14 protein-coding genes are annotated in these 15,734 nt (G+C 39.9%); 7 read left to right on the top strand and 7 right to left on the bottom strand.

Annotated features, from left to right (window positions below; translation table 11 throughout):
• The first annotated feature begins 30 nt into the window (after positions 1-30).
• A complete protein-coding gene (gene hutI, locus QNI15_RS26260) occupies positions 31-1,263 on the top strand; it encodes an imidazolonepropionase (protein WP_314034555.1) in 1,233 nt (410 codons plus the stop codon).
• Positions 1,260-2,264 (top strand): formimidoylglutamase, encoded by a 1,005-nt coding sequence (locus QNI15_RS26255; RefSeq protein WP_314034554.1) that lies wholly within the window; start codon positions 1,260-1,262, stop codon positions 2,262-2,264. Before hutI ends, QNI15_RS26255 begins: the two co-directional genes overlap by 4 nt.
• A 102-nt stretch (positions 2,265-2,366) precedes the next feature.
• On the opposite strand, the gene QNI15_RS26250 is transcribed toward QNI15_RS26255, so the two are convergent.
• The 3 genes from QNI15_RS26250 to QNI15_RS26240 all read right to left on the bottom strand — a co-directional run bounded on the left by QNI15_RS26250 (position 2,367) and on the right by QNI15_RS26240 (position 6,911).
• Complete coding sequence (locus tag QNI15_RS26250; RefSeq protein WP_314034552.1) at positions 2,367-3,218, bottom strand: hypothetical protein; 852 nt, start codon at positions 3,216-3,218, stop codon at positions 2,367-2,369.
• Positions 3,219-3,833: 615 nt separating this feature from the next.
• Positions 3,834-4,397, bottom strand: coding sequence for a hypothetical protein (locus QNI15_RS26245; RefSeq protein ID WP_314034551.1), 564 nt, complete (start codon positions 4,395-4,397; stop codon positions 3,834-3,836).
• 138 nt (positions 4,398-4,535) lie between these two features.
• Positions 4,536-6,911, bottom strand: coding sequence for a TonB-dependent receptor (locus QNI15_RS26240; RefSeq protein ID WP_314034549.1), 2,376 nt, complete (start codon positions 6,909-6,911; stop codon positions 4,536-4,538).
• 1,027 nt (positions 6,912-7,938) lie between these two features.
• Here QNI15_RS26240 and QNI15_RS26235 point away from each other — a divergent pair.
• Together QNI15_RS26235 and QNI15_RS26230 are read left to right on the top strand one after the other, a co-directional pair.
• Positions 7,939-8,148 carry a hypothetical protein gene (locus QNI15_RS26235; protein WP_314034547.1) on the top strand — a complete coding sequence of 70 codons (210 nt, stop codon included), beginning with the start codon at positions 7,939-7,941 and terminating at the stop codon, positions 8,146-8,148.
• 14 nt (positions 8,149-8,162) lie between these two features.
• The gene (locus QNI15_RS26230) at positions 8,163-8,612 is read left to right on the top strand and encodes a hypothetical protein (RefSeq protein WP_314034545.1); all 450 of its coding nucleotides are present in this window, start codon (positions 8,163-8,165) and stop codon (positions 8,610-8,612) included.
• A 487-nt stretch (positions 8,613-9,099) separates the two neighbouring features.
• Here QNI15_RS26230 and QNI15_RS26225 read toward each other — a convergent pair whose 3' ends face one another.
• Positions 9,100-10,764 carry a S41 family peptidase gene (locus QNI15_RS26225; RefSeq protein WP_313986439.1) on the bottom strand — a complete coding sequence of 555 codons (1,665 nt, stop codon included), beginning with the start codon at positions 10,762-10,764 and terminating at the stop codon, positions 9,100-9,102.
• Between the two features lie 431 nt (positions 10,765-11,195).
• Between QNI15_RS26225 and QNI15_RS26220 the strand changes: the two genes are divergently transcribed.
• Positions 11,196-11,942, top strand: coding sequence for a hemerythrin domain-containing protein (locus QNI15_RS26220; RefSeq protein WP_313986440.1), 747 nt, complete (start codon positions 11,196-11,198; stop codon positions 11,940-11,942).
• Between the two features lie 51 nt (positions 11,943-11,993).
• Entirely contained in the window at positions 11,994-12,407 is a 414-nt protein-coding gene (ruvX, locus tag QNI15_RS26215; RefSeq protein WP_313986441.1) for a Holliday junction resolvase RuvX, read from the top strand.
• Positions 12,408-12,483: 76 nt separating this feature from the next.
• Here ruvX and QNI15_RS26210 read toward each other — a convergent pair whose 3' ends face one another.
• Complete coding sequence (locus QNI15_RS26210) at positions 12,484-12,894, bottom strand: 3-hydroxyacyl-ACP dehydratase FabZ family protein (protein ID WP_313986443.1); 411 nt, start codon at positions 12,892-12,894, stop codon at positions 12,484-12,486.
• Positions 12,895-13,057: 163 nt separating this feature from the next.
• On the opposite strand from QNI15_RS26210, the gene def reads away from it, so the two are divergent.
• Positions 13,058-13,609, top strand: a complete 552-nt coding sequence (gene def / locus QNI15_RS26205; protein WP_314034543.1) for a peptide deformylase — start codon at positions 13,058-13,060, stop codon at positions 13,607-13,609.
• A gap of 104 nt (positions 13,610-13,713) precedes the next feature.
• On the opposite strand, the gene QNI15_RS26200 is transcribed toward def, so the two are convergent.
• Together QNI15_RS26200 and QNI15_RS26195 are read right to left on the bottom strand one after the other, a co-directional pair.
• Entirely contained in the window at positions 13,714-14,316 is a 603-nt protein-coding gene (locus QNI15_RS26200) for a 5-formyltetrahydrofolate cyclo-ligase (RefSeq protein ID WP_314034541.1), read from the bottom strand.
• Positions 14,317-14,325: 9 nt separating this feature from the next.
• Positions 14,326-15,603, bottom strand: a complete 1,278-nt coding sequence (locus QNI15_RS26195) for a hemolysin family protein (protein WP_314034539.1) — start codon at positions 15,601-15,603, stop codon at positions 14,326-14,328.
• Positions 15,604-15,734: the final 131 nt, after the last annotated feature.

The raw sequence follows: 15,734 nt of genomic DNA, 5'->3' as shown, positions 1-15,734 counted from the left end.
TATATCCTCACCCCTGTTATTTACGTTTTCATGCTTATTGTTAATATCAAACAACTCGTTGGAATAAGAGAAGAAACTACCCTGCTGAAAGGTAAGGCAATGGCCGAATTACCTTATCTTGACGATGCATTTTTGCGAATTATTGATGACAAGATTGTTGAGTATGGAGAGATGAAAGATCTGTCAGAGAAAGGGTGGGATAATGAAGAGCAGATAGATGTTGCCGGACAGTATGTATTACCTGCCTGGTGTGATTCACATTCTCATCTGGTGTATGCCGGAAGCAGAGAAACCGAGTTTGTTGATAAGATCAAAGGAATGAGTTATGAGACCATTGCTAAAAATGGGGGAGGGATTTTAAACTCAGCCCGATTGCTGAATAACACATCTGAAGAAGAGCTCTTTCAACTTGCCTGGCAACGGCTGGAAGAAGTGAAAAAGCTAGGGACTGGTGCTATTGAGATCAAAAGTGGTTACGGGCTTACAGTAGAAGGTGAACTGAAAATGCTACGTGTAATCCGAAAGTTGCAGAAAGAGTCAGATGTATTAATCAAATCAACATTTCTTGGAGCACATACCTATCCATCTGTATTTAAAGACAATCATCAGGCATATATCCAGCAGATTATAGAAAACATGTTGCCTGTTATTGCAGAGGAGCAACTGGCTGATTATATAGACGTTTTTTGCGAACAGGGATTTTTTAGCGTTCAGGAGACAGAACAGATACTGGAGGCGGGAATACGTTTTGGACTGAAACCTAAGTTACATGCAAATCAGTTACATGTATCAGGTGGAGTACAGATAGGGGTAAAATACAAGGCTATTTCGGTAGACCATCTGGAAAGTATAGGGGAAGCAGAAATTGATTGTTTAAAAGAGAGTAATACCATTGCGACACTATTGCCTTCAGCTGCTTTCTTTTTGAGGATGAACTACCCACCTGCCCGTCAGATGCTGGATGCGAATTTGCCATTGGCAATTGCTACAGATTATAATCCTGGATCATCTCCCAGTGGAAATATGCCTTTGCTGGTAGCACTAAGTTGTATACAACTTAAAATGACGCCCGAAGAAGCTATCAACGCTTCAACTATCAATGGAGCTTTTGCTATGGAATTGCAGGACATTATAGGAAGTATTAGCCGAGGCAAAAAAGCCAATCTGATTCTGACAAAGCCTATGCCTTCTCTTGCTTATCTGCCCTATTCGTTTGGTTCTACTCTGATTGACAAAGTAATGATACAAGGCCAATGGGTATGAAACATTTTTATGCTTATGAGGCTGTCGATAGCAAACCCTATATCAGATATCGGGAAGGGGAAACCAAATTGGGTGAACAAATCGTAATTTCAAAAGCTGGCATTGCCAACAATTGCCAGTTTGTGCTACTAGGTATCAAAGAGGACATTGGTGTGAAAGCGAATCTGGGAGTTGGAGGAGCCAATACTGTATGGGACAGTTTCCTGTCTGCCTTTCTGAATATTCAAAGTACAGATTTATTTACCGGAAAAGAAGTGCAATTGCTTGGATATTTTGATTTCACAGAGCCCGTACATTCCTCAGATCCATATATATATCGTAAGCAAGTAGAAGACATCGATAGTGAGGTTGAGGCTCTGGTTATGGATATTGTGAAGCAGAACAAGATCCCAATTGTTATAGGAGGAAGCCATGCCAATGCCTATCCTATTATAAAAGGTGTTTATATGGGACTTCAGCACCTACATCCACTCTCTCATCCTTCTATAAATTGTATCAATCTGGATGCTCATGCTGATTTTCGGCGAAAAGAAGGCCGTCATAGTGGCAACGGTTTCCGATATGCTTATGAAGAGAAGTTCTTAAAGAAATATGCTATTGTAAGCTTGCATGAAAATTACAATCCCCAAACTATTATCACAGAAATAAAGCAAAATGCAGATATATGGTTTTGCTTCTGGGAAGATATATTTCTGCGGGAAAAGTTATCTTTCAAGGATGCCGTATACTCGGCTATAGAATTTACCAATGATACTCTGACAGGGATAGAATTGGATCTGGATTGTATGGAAGATGTATTGTCAAGTGCCATGACTCCTTCTGGTATTTCGGCTACACTCGCCCGGTGGTATCTATATACAACAGCCTTACAGTGTACGGTGGCTTATCTGCATATTTGCGAAGGAGCTACCCAGTTGACAGATGGCCGGAAAGATCCCACCACCGGAAAATTAATTAGTTATCTGGTTTCGGATTTTGTGAAAGGGTTTCTGGAAAAATAGTCCACAATCACAGATACTACAGGTGAAAGGATTTTAATGGATTTAATGTGTGAATGATGGATACCATAACCTTAACTCTGTGTCATCTGTGATTCAGACGGATTATTTACTGAGATTGAGTCGTAAATTTTCGACAAACTCTTCCGTAACATCAAAATAAGATGCCAGTTGTTGGGTGGTTAATACATTATCTTTGAGGAACTTACGGATTGTTTCTGTTTTTTCTTCGATTCGCCCTTTTTGCTCGCCCTCGATTTTGCCTTCTTGTATTCCTTCGATCTTTCCTTTCTTAAACAGGAAATCATCTTCTTCTCTGATATATTGGGAAATGGATTCTATCATGATTTCTACAAAGGGTGTTAGTTTACGCAAATTAGCTAATATACGCAATTGTTGCAAGTGTCTGTCTCGTTCGACTTTATTAGTTGAAATCTGATTTAACCGTTGATAGATACGTTCAGCAGCTTGTTTGGGTTGTGTATTCCCAAAGCTACCCAACACCGCAAACACGACTTCATCACCTTTCTCTGAAGAGAGAAATAACTCATAGTCAATAGTGGAGAATTGTACCAGATAGAATGAAAATCTCAGATTTTCTTCTTCAATCTGAGTAGGCATGGTTGGTTCCTGATCAGAAAGAAATAAGACATACTGTTTTACTGGCAGATCATACTTCCGTCTGAGCAGACCTCTGTATTCCAGCATCCGCTTTACCATATCATGTTCATCTGCAAGCTGAAATTCAAGTTGCAACAAGAATGTATCACCACTCTTGTCGGTGATTTTCAGAAGCTGGTCGGGCTTGCGTTCCACAGTGCGCTGTAGTTCCTGTGGATACTTTTCGTAGGAAGCCACCTGAATATGAAGTATTTTCTCAATAAGGGCCAGCGTAACAGATTCTAGATTTTCTTTGAATATCTTATCATATTGATTGCCTTCTTTTTTGTTGCTCATAGAACTATATAAAAATGAAACAGAAGGCAAAAGTAACAATTCAAGTCAATGAAATATATGTTTAGCAAAAAAGTCCTGGATCACCAGTTAGAAGAAATAGAAGCTGTTTAAACAAATTTTAAAGAAGCTCAACGAGCAGGTTTTAGGGCGAGACGAGAGATTTACTTATAGGCCAATCGCAACATAGCCAGCGGCGTCCCTCAACATGGATGAAATCGCGGCCTAAAATCGGCCTTTGCAGCTTTCAATCCCCAAGTTGGTGTTATCACCAACTTGCATGAGGGGAAAGTGGTCGTTGGTGATAACACCAACGACGGGAAAAGGGCTTAGCCTAAAAGATGCCTTTGTAGCCTTTATAAATTTGTTTAAACAGCTTCTTATACAAAGAATGGCTTTTGTATTGTATAGCTAAAAGTTTTTTCTGCTGGGTTCTCTGTGGTTGTGACCATCTTAACACCTATTTCACGGCAACAAAACTTTGCTGTGAAATAGGCGTAGGAAGCACTTTTGTTGTGAATTAAGCTCAATGGTTCTATTTATCATGCATCCAGTAAACATTGCTGGGAGGTAAGCCTTACAAGACAACTCAAGTCATAGGGTATGAGTCAGGATTGATTATTGAATCTTTACAGGAAATATCACTTCTACATCTGTTTCTCCTTTCGTAATAGCATCCCCTGCTGCTTTTTCGTCAGGTTTATGTTTTAAGGTGATTTTTAATGTCCCTTTTGATGCAGTACTGGTTGCAATAGTAGATTTTAGACCCAAAGGTAGATTCTTACTGTCTACATCTGTGGTTGTTACTGTTAACTGTGCGCCTGTTGTCTGATAATAGAATTGGTGTGCGTTGCTTTCTTCTTCGATCTCAGCTGTTACATTGTATCCTTCTGCTGTAGAAGAAAGCGTTTCATTTAGGATAGTTAAAGCGCCTGTGTAGCTTGCGTTGGCTTCAAGTACCAGGGTATCCGGTGTGATAGTACCACTTCCATCACCTTCAGGGTCTTTAAATGAAATACTTACAGGAGTCGAACTGCCTGATTTAGTTAGTGACAACGTAACTGTCGTAATCAACTCTTGTTCTAAAGGTTCCGGATCATCTTCTTTGGAACAACTGCTGAACACAGCCAATGAAGCGATACCCGTCCATAGTAGCATGGTTTTGAATGTGTGGTTTGTCATAGCAATCTGGATTAAGGTGAAACTATTGCAATTGTGTTGCAAATCTAAGGAAAGTTTTTGTTTGTGCTACATTGTTGCAAGGAATTTCTAAAGAATAATTGTCTCGCTATTCCAAATTTATCTGAGCAAAGAATATGATTAGAAACTGAATTTTAACCGTATAATTATATTTCGGCCGATTTCATCTGAGAAGTAGCGAAAGCGGTTCAAATAGTCCCTATACCGGACGTTGGTCAAATTCTGACCTGATACCCCAATATCTGCTACATACTTCCCAATAGGCCATGCAAAGCCCATATCTGCACTCAGTAGCATATATCCTACCGGAGGAGGTGCAAAGTCGCCCACATAAATAGTCCGGGTAGCCCCGCCTTCAGTAGTGGTTGTTGTGTAAGTAGGAGGGACGCGTCTTTGTTTAGACACATTCAACATACTAACAGCCACATATATATTGGTAAGCTTCTTCCACTTTGTTTTCTCATAGCGGAGAGTGTTTTCAATACGGTCTGTGGGTATCCAGGGCAAATACTCATCGGTAGTTCTGTTCAGTGCCCGTACCATAGCGAGTTTGCCCTGCCAGGACAGGTAAGACAGAAACTGATATTTCAGAGTAGCATCCAGGCCTTTAAAGAGTGCATTGGTTTGGGTATAGGTATACGCTGGAAATGCGCCACGGATGGTTACAATCGGTACAGAATCGGGTTTGAGATAAATATAGCCTGGCATATAGTTAGCATACACACCAATATCTGCACTGAGTTTATCAGTAGGCTTCCAGTTGAGGCTAATGGTTGTATGATACGACTGTTCGATAGAAAGTGCTGAATCACCTTTTTCATAGGCTGCCGCTCCATGATGCACACCTGCACTATATAGTTCTGCTGCAGTTGGTGGACGCCATGCCGAAGAGAAGTTTAGATTAAGACTAAGGTTCTGGTGAGGCTGATAGGTGGCACCTAATGTACCTGAAAAACTTGTATACGTATAACCAGGAGATATTACACTTTGACTCCCTTGCTTTCTTCGATACACATCAAGATGCCGGTAATCGTAACGAATACCTGCTTCTGCCTGCCACTGATTTTTAGCCCATTTTTCAATTATAAACCCGCCTACACCCTGATTATTGAAGTTAGGGATCAGGTATACGTTTCCACCTACATTGTTACCCTGATAGACAGTAGATACGCCTATTGTTCCAGTTGTATTGGGTAGTAAAGGTTTGTGTTCCCACAACAACTCATAGGTATATGTATACAAACGGAATCTGATATTGGTACTGCGTATAGAAGGGGCATCGTATTCCTGGCGGAAGTTGTACTGATACCCAAATAGTAAACTGAATTTACCCAATGCCGGACTGATGTAAAATGCATTGACTTTAGCCAGATTGTGAGATATATCCTGATAAGGCCTGCCTATGTTATAGGAAAACTTGGATGATACCAGTGGACGATCTGCATTGATGGCATTTTCCAGATCCGTTTGGTTGCCGATATGTGATCCAGTGAATATGCCTATCTTGGTTGAGAAGTGGCTGAAAAATACATCGAAGCCATACTTAGCGGTTTTATACCCTGTTGCTGTAGAAACGTTTGCTTCCTCAAATTGGGAATTGGTAAGATAATAGTCTGGAGTACGTGAAGTACCTGCTTTCTTATAAGTACCTTGTACACGCCATCCTAAGCCATTTATTTTCTTTAATCCCCCTTCCACCAAACCTGATACTGTACCTTGTCGGTTATTACTAAATGCATGAAGATTTAATTCACCTGCAATCTTATTGGTTTGTGGTAACGGATCTGGCTCTACCAGAATCACACCACCTATAGCATCTGCCCCATATCTGACACTGGAGGCTCCTTTGATAATTGTGATTCGTTTGGCTACAAATGGATCTATCTCAGGTGCATGTTCACTACCCCATTGTTGCCCTTCCTGCCGGATACCATTATTGAGGATCAGTACCCGGTTGCTATGAAGGCCATGAATGACAGGTTTGGAAATGCTGGGACCTGTTTGAATAGAATTCAGACCTGGCAGTGTCTTGACCATTTCACCCAGTGCTATGCCTTGTATGCGTTCCAGATCCTTGCCTTGTAACGATTGTTGTGGCAGTAAAGTCGAATTTTCCTGATGAGTGCCTTGTACCACAACAGTTTCCAGCGTTTCTTCCATCTCGTCCAGATGAAAGTTAAGATTGCCTTGCGACTTCGTTAGTTGAATATGAGTAGAGTCTGTATGGTGACCTACATATTGGCAAATAACGGTATAGGTACCTGGACAAACATGATCAATATGATAACGCCCTTTCGCATCTGTAGTAGTCCCCTGTTTTAGCTCAACAATGAATACAACCGCCCCTGGAAAAGGCTGCTGCTGGGAATGTACTACTGTGCCACTAACCGATAACTGACAGTTCTCCTGAGCTTGCAGGTTGTTACCGAATATGCCTCCAATGAATAGTAGTAAGCTGTAGAGTGCTATTCTTGGGAGTGTCTCTTGCGTATTCATTACCTATTGAAAATGCTATGCTTGATGGTCTGCTTCTGAATAATATACAAATATACTAGTTTTTGCAACATGATTGCAATTTTACTTTTGAATGAAAAGAAATTATCTGAATGCTTAGTTGAAACCAATAGATGAGTTTGCAGCTATCGCAACCAGATAAGACGTATACCTAGGACAATTTCCCAAATTTTAGTTATTAAATGAACTCTTTAATATTGCTATAGGGGTAGCCGTGGAGGGATTGGGGAGGGATTGGGGGAAGGTGTAACTGTCTGTATATCAGACGGGGTGAGATGGGTGAGATTTTTGGCCTGAAAAACTCCTAGAATATACAGAAGAAGAGGAAAAATATACAGCTATATATACTATTAATAGAATAATATATCTATATATAATATAGAGCGAATCTTACCCCTCTTACCCCGCCTCTGTATGAGGCAGTTACTCTTACCCCAGATCTTTCCCCAACTCTACCCCATCTTACCCCAAACGCAAGAAAGTACAATTTGAATAACTAAAAACACAAGTATTGTCTGAATCACGGATTAGCACAGATTAGGAGGATTTCACGGATTAAAAAGATTGGCCGACTAATCATCCGCTAATCCACCATCAGCAGAGTTTGACCACTGTATCCAAGACGCGAATGACACAGATTGAGTGCATAAAAATCCGTGAAAATCTGAGCCATCCGTGTCATCTGTGATTCAAGACACTATCTGTGAAATCTGTCCCATCCGTGACAATCCGTGATTCGGACAAACAGGCTTATTACATATGAACAACAAGACCTCTCAAAACGCTATTAAAGGCGCTTTAAATCGATCTATGGAAGTTGCCAAGGGAGTTGGGCTCTGGAATATTTCTATGCGACTACAGGCCATTTTAAACACAATCAAACACACCCAATGGTGTCGTCAGAACCGTGTAGGGGCTCGCCCCTGTCCAGATTCCCCACCGAACGATTGGGGTCAATCCGAACCGATGTAGGGGCGCACCCACGTGTGCGCCCAGGTTCCGTTCGCGAATGATTGTGATTATCCGACCATCATTTCGGATTAATCCAATCATGGTCTGTGGGAAACCAGGCGCACACGTGGGTGCGCCCCTACACGGTTCGGAATACCATAAACACGGTCTGTGGGAACGTGGGCGATCTGCCAATCGCCCCTACAAATACAATCACACACAACACCATTATTCAAATACCAATAACACAACACATTATTCACCCTAAAACCCAACAGCCATATGTATTTCAACACAAACGCATTTGATCAATACGAAGAAAGTCACAAAGAGTCTACCTCCTTCTGGCGCAAGGTGACTCACAGTTACAACGTGTCTTGCCTGCATTTTCTGGGTTGGAGTATACAACATCCTGACCCTAATAAATCATCTATCAAGCTGGCACTTTCCGGAAGAAACAAACGCTACTCAAACATGCTTTACGACTTCTTCCAGTCCAAAGGCTTAGTGATCAATGTAGCAGGTACTCTTAAAGACAAACAGGCTGTGTACACCTTCCAAATCCTGCAAGATGCCAATATCAACTATCAACTCACAGATCCGGAAGAACTCATTGGGAACCATGACTACTCTACCCGATACGATGCAGAAACCGCCGCCTTCAGACTGGCATTTACCATACTCGACAAATGGATAATAGACCAGCATAAGTTTGGCCTCCGACTCTGGTAATCTGCTTGCATGCGGTAAACAAACCGCAGTCGTAGTCTTGCGGTAAACAAACCGCAGCCGTAGTCTTGCGGTAAACTCAGCGCAAGGAAAATTTTGCGGTTAATTCCGCTCAAAATTATTTCTGCGGTTTATTCACCGCAAAACGTTTCGTGATCGGAATTAAACGCAAACTCTTTTCTACATGGACAATGAGTGAAAGTAATCGCAAAACTTCCCATGCGCTGAGTTTACCGCAAAACAGATCCTGCGGTAAATAAAACGCAACCCGACTCATATAGTTTTTTCAATGCATACGTTAAGTTGAATTGAATAAAGGTCGGACTTGTCTGTGAGTGCTTCATCCATTAAATTCAAGAATATAAAATGATGTATACGCATGCCTTGGTTTATCCATTCTTATTTTCCATGAAATAATGATTTGCACTATAACCAAAAGGCCTTCGCTATAAATCAGCGAAGGCCTTTTGGTTATATAAATGAGCTATGATTATTTGCTGCTTGCCAGTTTTCCTTGTTCCAGTGCCGCTGCTTTAGGGAAAGACTGTAGAGCTTTCTGGAATACAGGATCTTGTTCCAGAGTAATCTGATAATATTCATTATTTAAACCATCTTTCTCTGAACGTCTCCATACTGTACGTGCTATCAGTGCTTTTAACTGATTGGATAAGAATGCTTTGGAGCGCTGAAAGTCTTTATCGTTATACGTAATGTTGGCTTGGTTGGCCATCTTGATTACATCCTGTAACATGGCATCTGTGATGGTAACTTTTTTGCGAAAATCAGCAAAACTCATTTTGTCCAGTTCCTTGCGATGATCTGTTGCATAGTTAAGTGCATATTCCCGAACAATATTGCTGTTGTAGAGTTCCGCAAGGTATTTGGTATTATAGTTGGTGTCCAGACTTACAAATACATCAGGCATGATTCCACCTCCACCATATACTGTACGACCTTTAGCTGTTTTGTACGTTTTAGATGTATTAAATTTAATACTATCTGCATTAAAGAACTCTCCATGTTCATAGCGTTTTTCTATATCACGATCATAGTCATCTGTACCATCATGCGTATATTCTTTTTGAATGCTACGGCCACTAGGAGTATAGTATCTGGAGATCGTAAGGCGTAGTTCAGAACCATCTTCAAGAGGGATTGGAGCCTGTACGAGTCCCTTTCCAAACGAACGACGTCCTACTACCAATGCTCTGTCATTATCCTGCAAGGCACCTGCTACAATTTCAGAGGCAGAAGCACTTCCTTCGTCCAGTAACACAATGATAGGACCTTTTTCGAAGATACCTGGCTGAGAGGCATTTACTTTCTGATCATAGCGTGATTCTTTGCCATCTGTATAGACGATTAACTTGTTTCCTGCCAGTAGTTCATCAACCATATTGGTAGCTCTATCCATATAGCCACCAGGATTGCCACGCAGATCTAGTACGAGTTGCTGCATTCCCTGCTTTTTCAGATTCCCAAGAGCTTTCTTGAATTCATCATAGGTATTGGCTGCAAAGCGGCTAACTTTGATATAACCCGTAGCATTGTCAACCATATGTGATGACTCAATAGAGAATTGAGGTATTTTATCTCTGGTAATATTGAAATAGACTACCTCTTTTACACCTTTTCTGACAATGCCGATTTTAACTTTTGAGCCTCTGGGACCTCTCAAAGAGGTAAACACAAGATTGTTATCCAGACTCTTACCTGTAAGCTTTACACCATTGGCTTCAACAATTTTATCACCAGCCCGAATGCCCGCTGATTCTGACGGACCACCCGCAAGAGGGGCAATCACAGAGACAGTGTCCCGAAATATATTAAATTCAACTCCGATTCCATCAAAATCACTTTCCAGTTGTGCACGAGCCATCTGAATGTCACTGGCGGGTATATAGGCTGTGTGAGGATCTAGTTTTTCCAGCATCTTCTCAATGGAGTAATCTACCAGCTTTTCAATGTTGACAGTATCCACATAATCCCGGTCAATTAGCGAAAGTATCTCCCGATATTTCTGATAACTTTTGGCCACATTACCATTGTTACTGTTTCCTCCGACTTTTGCTCCCAGAAAAATCCCTCCAGCCAGAGTTACGGCCAGCAAAATAGGTAAACGCACATAAAAGCTGGAATTTCGTATTGTACTCATGTGTTTAAATAATTAAAATTAATACTTACTATCTCTACCATCTGTTAGGTAAGCAGTTTATATACAGAGTATAGTTTATGCTATTTCCATTTTGCCCCTTCATTGTAAGTGAGGCTTTTTCATTTAATACATTCTCCAAAGAAGAATGATTCAGACTGTAATGGCAAACTTAAGGTTAAATTTTTTAAGCTAGAATGTATCTATAAAAATAAAGAAAAAAGTGCAATGATAGTGGAGAAATTTGATAGACGGGATTCGCACGTTTTTTGCTGGCAATAAAAACACATAAGCTGCGTTTTTTCTCAATTAAACAATAAAGATATACATACAATGATTTTTATCATTGGTAGTCTTTTCTGTATATTGTTTTTTTGCAGGCTAAACCACTTCATTAAAAGATTTTTCTACCTTTGTAAGAAAGACAAGTACTTATGGAACATACCATTCTTCGCCGTAAAATTACTGAACTTGTAGATGATAACTATGTGTATGCACATGTATTGTATTATTTTGGTATTCGGTTTTATGAATATGCAGATGATACACTGGAACAAGTTTGTCGGCGTCGGGGATTGAATGTGTCTCAGGTAGTGCATAGTTTGGAATATGCTTTACAGCAGAAGAATACCAAATCTCTTACCCTGGAAAATCTTCCGGTTGATTTGATTATAGAGTTTCTGCGTCATACCCATGCTGTTTTTGTAAAGCAGACATTGCCTTATATGGCTCATCTTGTAGAGACGCTCCGATACGAATCAGATCCATGTATAAAAGACCTTCAGCTTTTGTTCCCTCTTTTTGTTGAAGACTTTATTCTACATATTCACGAAGAAGAAGATACCCTCTTTAACTATGTTGCGTTACTTCAAAAGGCTCAACAACGTAAAGTATCTCTGGGAAAAGTGTTCTTTGAACTGGGAAGCAAGTCTGTTCAGCATTTTGCGGATGATCATGAAACACATGACGATGAAATGGTTGGTATACGTGAGATCACTAATAACTATACTTTACGTCCGGGAAGCAGTCAGCATCTGAAGGTTGTTTTTGCAGAGTTGAAATCCTTTGAGACAGAACTGCACACACATGCCCGTATAGAAAACGAAATTCTGTTTCCAAAGGTGCTTGAACTGGAAAAAGAGGTACGAGAGGTGGTAAAGCAGATTGCGATTTTAAATTAAAAAAGACATACATAAGATTCCAGTATATAGTTGGAATCTTATTGACATACTATGCCACGCATTTTAGCAATTGATTATGGGTTGAAGCGAACAGGACTAGCTGTAACAGATCCTTTACAGATTATAGCTTCCCCTTTGGATACAGTTGCTACACACCAATTGATGGAATTCCTCAAATCCTATATGGTACAGGAAGAAGTAGAGGGCTTTGTGGTTGGGCAGCCAAAACAGACAGATAATACACCATCCGAAATCGCCCCCCATGTAGAAGGATTTGTTAAGCGGTTAAAGGCACAATTTCCTGATACCCCTGTTCATCGTGTGGATGAACGCTTCACTTCCATCATGGCTCAACAGACTCTGATAGCTGGTGGAATGAAAAAGAAAGATCGTCAGGATAAATCAAACATAGACAAAGTCAGTGCTGCTATTATTCTACAATCTTTTATGGAATCAAGAAAATAACAGACCTGTCTACTGGTTTTCTTCAATAGTACTATCCTAAAACTGTTGAAAGGAGGCAATGCTTATGAAAGATAGGTTATTGAATCTTAATACATACCCAGGTTGCTTCTGCGACAGGAACTTCATCCACATAGGCTATACCTGATTGTTTTACGATCTTGGTGCTTATTTTAAGATTTTTAATAATCATTTTGACTGTCTTACCAAATTCTACACCTGCGTGAAAACACGCCATTTCGATACCTGCCAGGCCAAAAAGCCCTTCGGTTGCGTTTATTTTTCGGGCCCCGGCTCCACCACATTGTGCCATTGACTCAATTAAAATCATTCCAGGCACATAAGATGTTTCCGGAAAGCTGCTATTCAGAAATGAATCAGAACTATCAAATTGCTTTATTCCGATTACTTCTTCCAGTGTGGCCGAAATAATAGAATCTACATAGAGAAAAGGGTCTCTATGAGGTAATAAACTTTCAATTTCCTTCATATCGATGTTTGGTATTTATTTGTTCATAAAAACAGAATAAATGCTGTAATCTATCTAGCTATACCAAATATATTAAAAACATGCTGACTTTCAAATTCTCCTTTTTTTTCCTGCCCGCCTTTTTTTGCCTATCTTTGTAAAAACGTTTTCACTGATTTAGTTTATGATTTATCCTATTACAGCGTATGGCGACCCTGTTCTGAAAAAAGTCGCACAGCCAATTGAGAAAGGAACTGATATTAAAAAGCTGGTAGATGATATGTATGAGACCATGTACAATGCCAGTGGAGTAGGCTTGGCTGCCCCTCAGATAGGAATGAGCGTCCGGATATTTGTAACAGATGGTAGCCCTATGGATGAGGAAGATGAGGTATTGCAGAAGTTTAAAAAGGTATTTGTGAATCCAACAATCCTGGAAGAAACTGGTGACGAATGGGCATTTGAAGAAGGATGTTTGAGTATTCCCGGTATTCGTGCCGACGTAAATCGTCCTCCAAAAGTAAAGATTCACTATTTTGATGAGAACTGGAACGAATATACTGAAGAATATGAAGGTATTCCTGCCAGGATCATTCAGCATGAATATGACCACTTGCAGGGAGTATTGTTTGTAGATAAGGTGTCTGCTATGAAGAAGCGCCTGATTCAATCAAAGCTAACTGACATTAGCAAAGGGAAGGCTCGGGCTGATTATCGCTTACGTTTTGCCAAATAATAATTCAGTATCTACCTTTATCTGTTGGTTGACGCCAGGATAAAGGTAGATTTTTACTGTATGAGTATCATATGTATCGGTATGTATATAAGACCCAAGAGCTATCAGAACATCCATACTGTTTCAGGAGTGACACAATAGTCCAAAGGAATATCGTATTGATCTATATCCTCTATTTTTTCTACGGGAACATTGTAAGATAATCCTATCTTTATTACATCCGGACGGCATTGTGCCAGAAACCGATCATAGAATCCTTTTCCATATCCTACACGATATCCTTTTCGATCGTAAGCTAAAAGTGGGACCAATACATAATCTATTTGTGTAGGTTCTATTCTCTCAATAACTTCCGGCTCCTGAATACCCCAGTCTGATACTGTAAGAACTGTATCCTGTGCCAGCAAACAGCTAATCATTGAAAGGGATGCTGCATCTGTTTTAGGTATTACAATCTGAGTATTCGGGAAGTCTTGCTGGAGCCTTTGTATTATCAGCCATGTATTGATTTCATTGTTCTTTACAATGGGTAAAAAGCAATGTATTGTCTGGAAAGTCTGAAAGTTGAAAGTCAGAAATAACTGATCAGAAATTTGTTGACTTAAGCTCTGGACCTCTTGCTGTGACAACTTTTTCTGATTGGTAAGGTATGTACGACGTAAACTGGCTTTTGTTTCGATGGTTGTATCAGGTATCTTTTCTGACATAGCGCAAATTTAATCTTTACTCTCCTCAATGGATAATTTAACAACATCAATATGCGAATCCTTCATTGACAGGATTGTAAATGTAAAAGGAGATAGCTGAATTTGTTTATTTACAGAAGGGAGATCTTCATAGATTGAAATAATCAGCCCTCCCAATGTACCGTATTCGCCTGTTGGAAGGTTTAAATTGTATTTATCATTCAGATAATCAATCTCATGACGTGCACTCAGTAAGTAGGTCGACTCATTTAGCTTTTCTTCTACCCAGTCTTCACTTATATCATATTCGTCCTGAATCTCACCCAACAATTGCTCAATAATATCTTCAATACTAACCAAACCAGAAGTGCCCCCATATTCATCCACAACCACTGCCAGACTCTTTTGTGACTGTGTCAATTCTATTAATACATCTGTAACAGGAGTAGTTTCGGCTACGATTTTTACAGGGGTCAAAAGTTGTTGAATCTCCTTTGGCTTTTTAAATAACTCTATCGCATGACAATACCCAATGATATTATCAATAGAGTCTTTGTATACCAACACCTTAGAATGCCCACTCTCTACAAATTCTCTTTTTAACTCACTCATACCCTCTTCAATATCTATTGCAGAAATTTCTGTTCGGGGAATCATGCAATCTCGCACCTTGATTCGTTTGAATGAAAGTGCATTGTTAAAGATCTGAGTATCTACCTCATCTTCTTCTTTAGCTGTTTCTGTATAGTCCAGCTGTTCCAGATATACAGTTAATTCTGTCTGGCTAAACAAGGGTTGTATGTCTTTTTCCGGAATACGTAGTACATGCTTGATTACCCATCGGGAAATAGTAGCCATACCAGTCATAAAGGGATACAGAAGAATATAGGCAACCCGAAAGGGAATGATGGCAATTTGTAACCAGCGATGAGGATTCACCAGAAACAAGAATTTTGTGAGACATTCTACAACCAGATAATACCCTGTAAATGTCAGAAGTAAGGATAGTGGCAATAGAATGTAACTATGATTGTACAGAGTAGTCTGGAGAAGATCTTTTAACCAGGGATATAATTGGCTGAATGCCAATATCGCATAAGCCACGGTTGAAAGGATCTTTCCGATCAACGTTGTACCAATTAATCCGGAAGTGTTTTTAACAAACCGAGATAATACCTTGCCTGAGTATAAGCCTTGCTCTTCCTGTAACTCTATGTGAAGTTTGCTGGCAGAAACAAAAGCAATTTCAATACTGGTAAAAAAAACAGCAGATAGCAATGCCAGAAATATACCCAGTACAGAATTCATGAAGTGTCAGATAAGATATTTTAAATAGACTAATGCTTCATCTCTTTTCTTCTAAAGACAGCATATTAATTATTATTTTTTCTTTCTGGTGGCTTTTGATGTTGACTGTGGTGGTTTTTTACTTGTCTGCT

Origin of the sequence: Xanthocytophaga flava (assembly GCF_030068545.1) — a bacterium.
In the GTDB taxonomy this organism is placed as follows: domain Bacteria; phylum Bacteroidota; class Bacteroidia; order Cytophagales; family 172606-1; genus Xanthocytophaga; species Xanthocytophaga flava.
Note: the sequence above shows the minus strand (reverse complement) of the source record. Positions and strands in the feature narration are given on the sequence as shown.

Bases quoted from the DNA above. Each gene is read 5' to 3' on its own strand.
- QNI15_RS26225 (WP_313986439.1), bottom strand. From the start codon at position 10,764: ATGAGTACAATACGAAATTCCAGCTTTTATGTGCGTTTACCTATTTTG.
- QNI15_RS26195 (WP_314034539.1), bottom strand. From the start codon at position 15,603: ATGAATTCTGTACTGGGTATATTTCTGGCATTGCTATCTGCTGTTTTT.
- QNI15_RS26255 (WP_314034554.1), top strand. From the start codon at position 1,260: ATGAAACATTTTTATGCTTATGAGGCTGTCGATAGCAAACCCTATATC.
- QNI15_RS26240 (WP_314034549.1), bottom strand. From the start codon at position 6,911: ATGAATACGCAAGAGACACTCCCAAGAATAGCACTCTACAGCTTACTA.
- QNI15_RS26220 (WP_313986440.1), top strand. From the start codon at position 11,196: ATGGAACATACCATTCTTCGCCGTAAAATTACTGAACTTGTAGATGAT.
- QNI15_RS26250 (WP_314034552.1), bottom strand. From the start codon at position 3,218: ATGAGCAACAAAAAAGAAGGCAATCAATATGATAAGATATTCAAAGAA.
- ruvX (WP_313986441.1), top strand. From the start codon at position 11,994: ATGCCACGCATTTTAGCAATTGATTATGGGTTGAAGCGAACAGGACTA.
- def (WP_314034543.1), top strand. From the start codon at position 13,058: ATGATTTATCCTATTACAGCGTATGGCGACCCTGTTCTGAAAAAAGTC.
- hutI (WP_314034555.1), top strand. From the start codon at position 31: ATGCTTATTGTTAATATCAAACAACTCGTTGGAATAAGAGAAGAAACT.
- QNI15_RS26245 (WP_314034551.1), bottom strand. From the start codon at position 4,397: ATGACAAACCACACATTCAAAACCATGCTACTATGGACGGGTATCGCT.
- QNI15_RS26210 (WP_313986443.1), bottom strand. From the start codon at position 12,894: ATGAAGGAAATTGAAAGTTTATTACCTCATAGAGACCCTTTTCTCTAT.
- QNI15_RS26235 (WP_314034547.1), top strand. From the start codon at position 7,939: ATGATTGTGATTATCCGACCATCATTTCGGATTAATCCAATCATGGTC.
- QNI15_RS26200 (WP_314034541.1), bottom strand. From the start codon at position 14,316: ATGTCAGAAAAGATACCTGATACAACCATCGAAACAAAAGCCAGTTTA.
- QNI15_RS26230 (WP_314034545.1), top strand. From the start codon at position 8,163: ATGTATTTCAACACAAACGCATTTGATCAATACGAAGAAAGTCACAAA.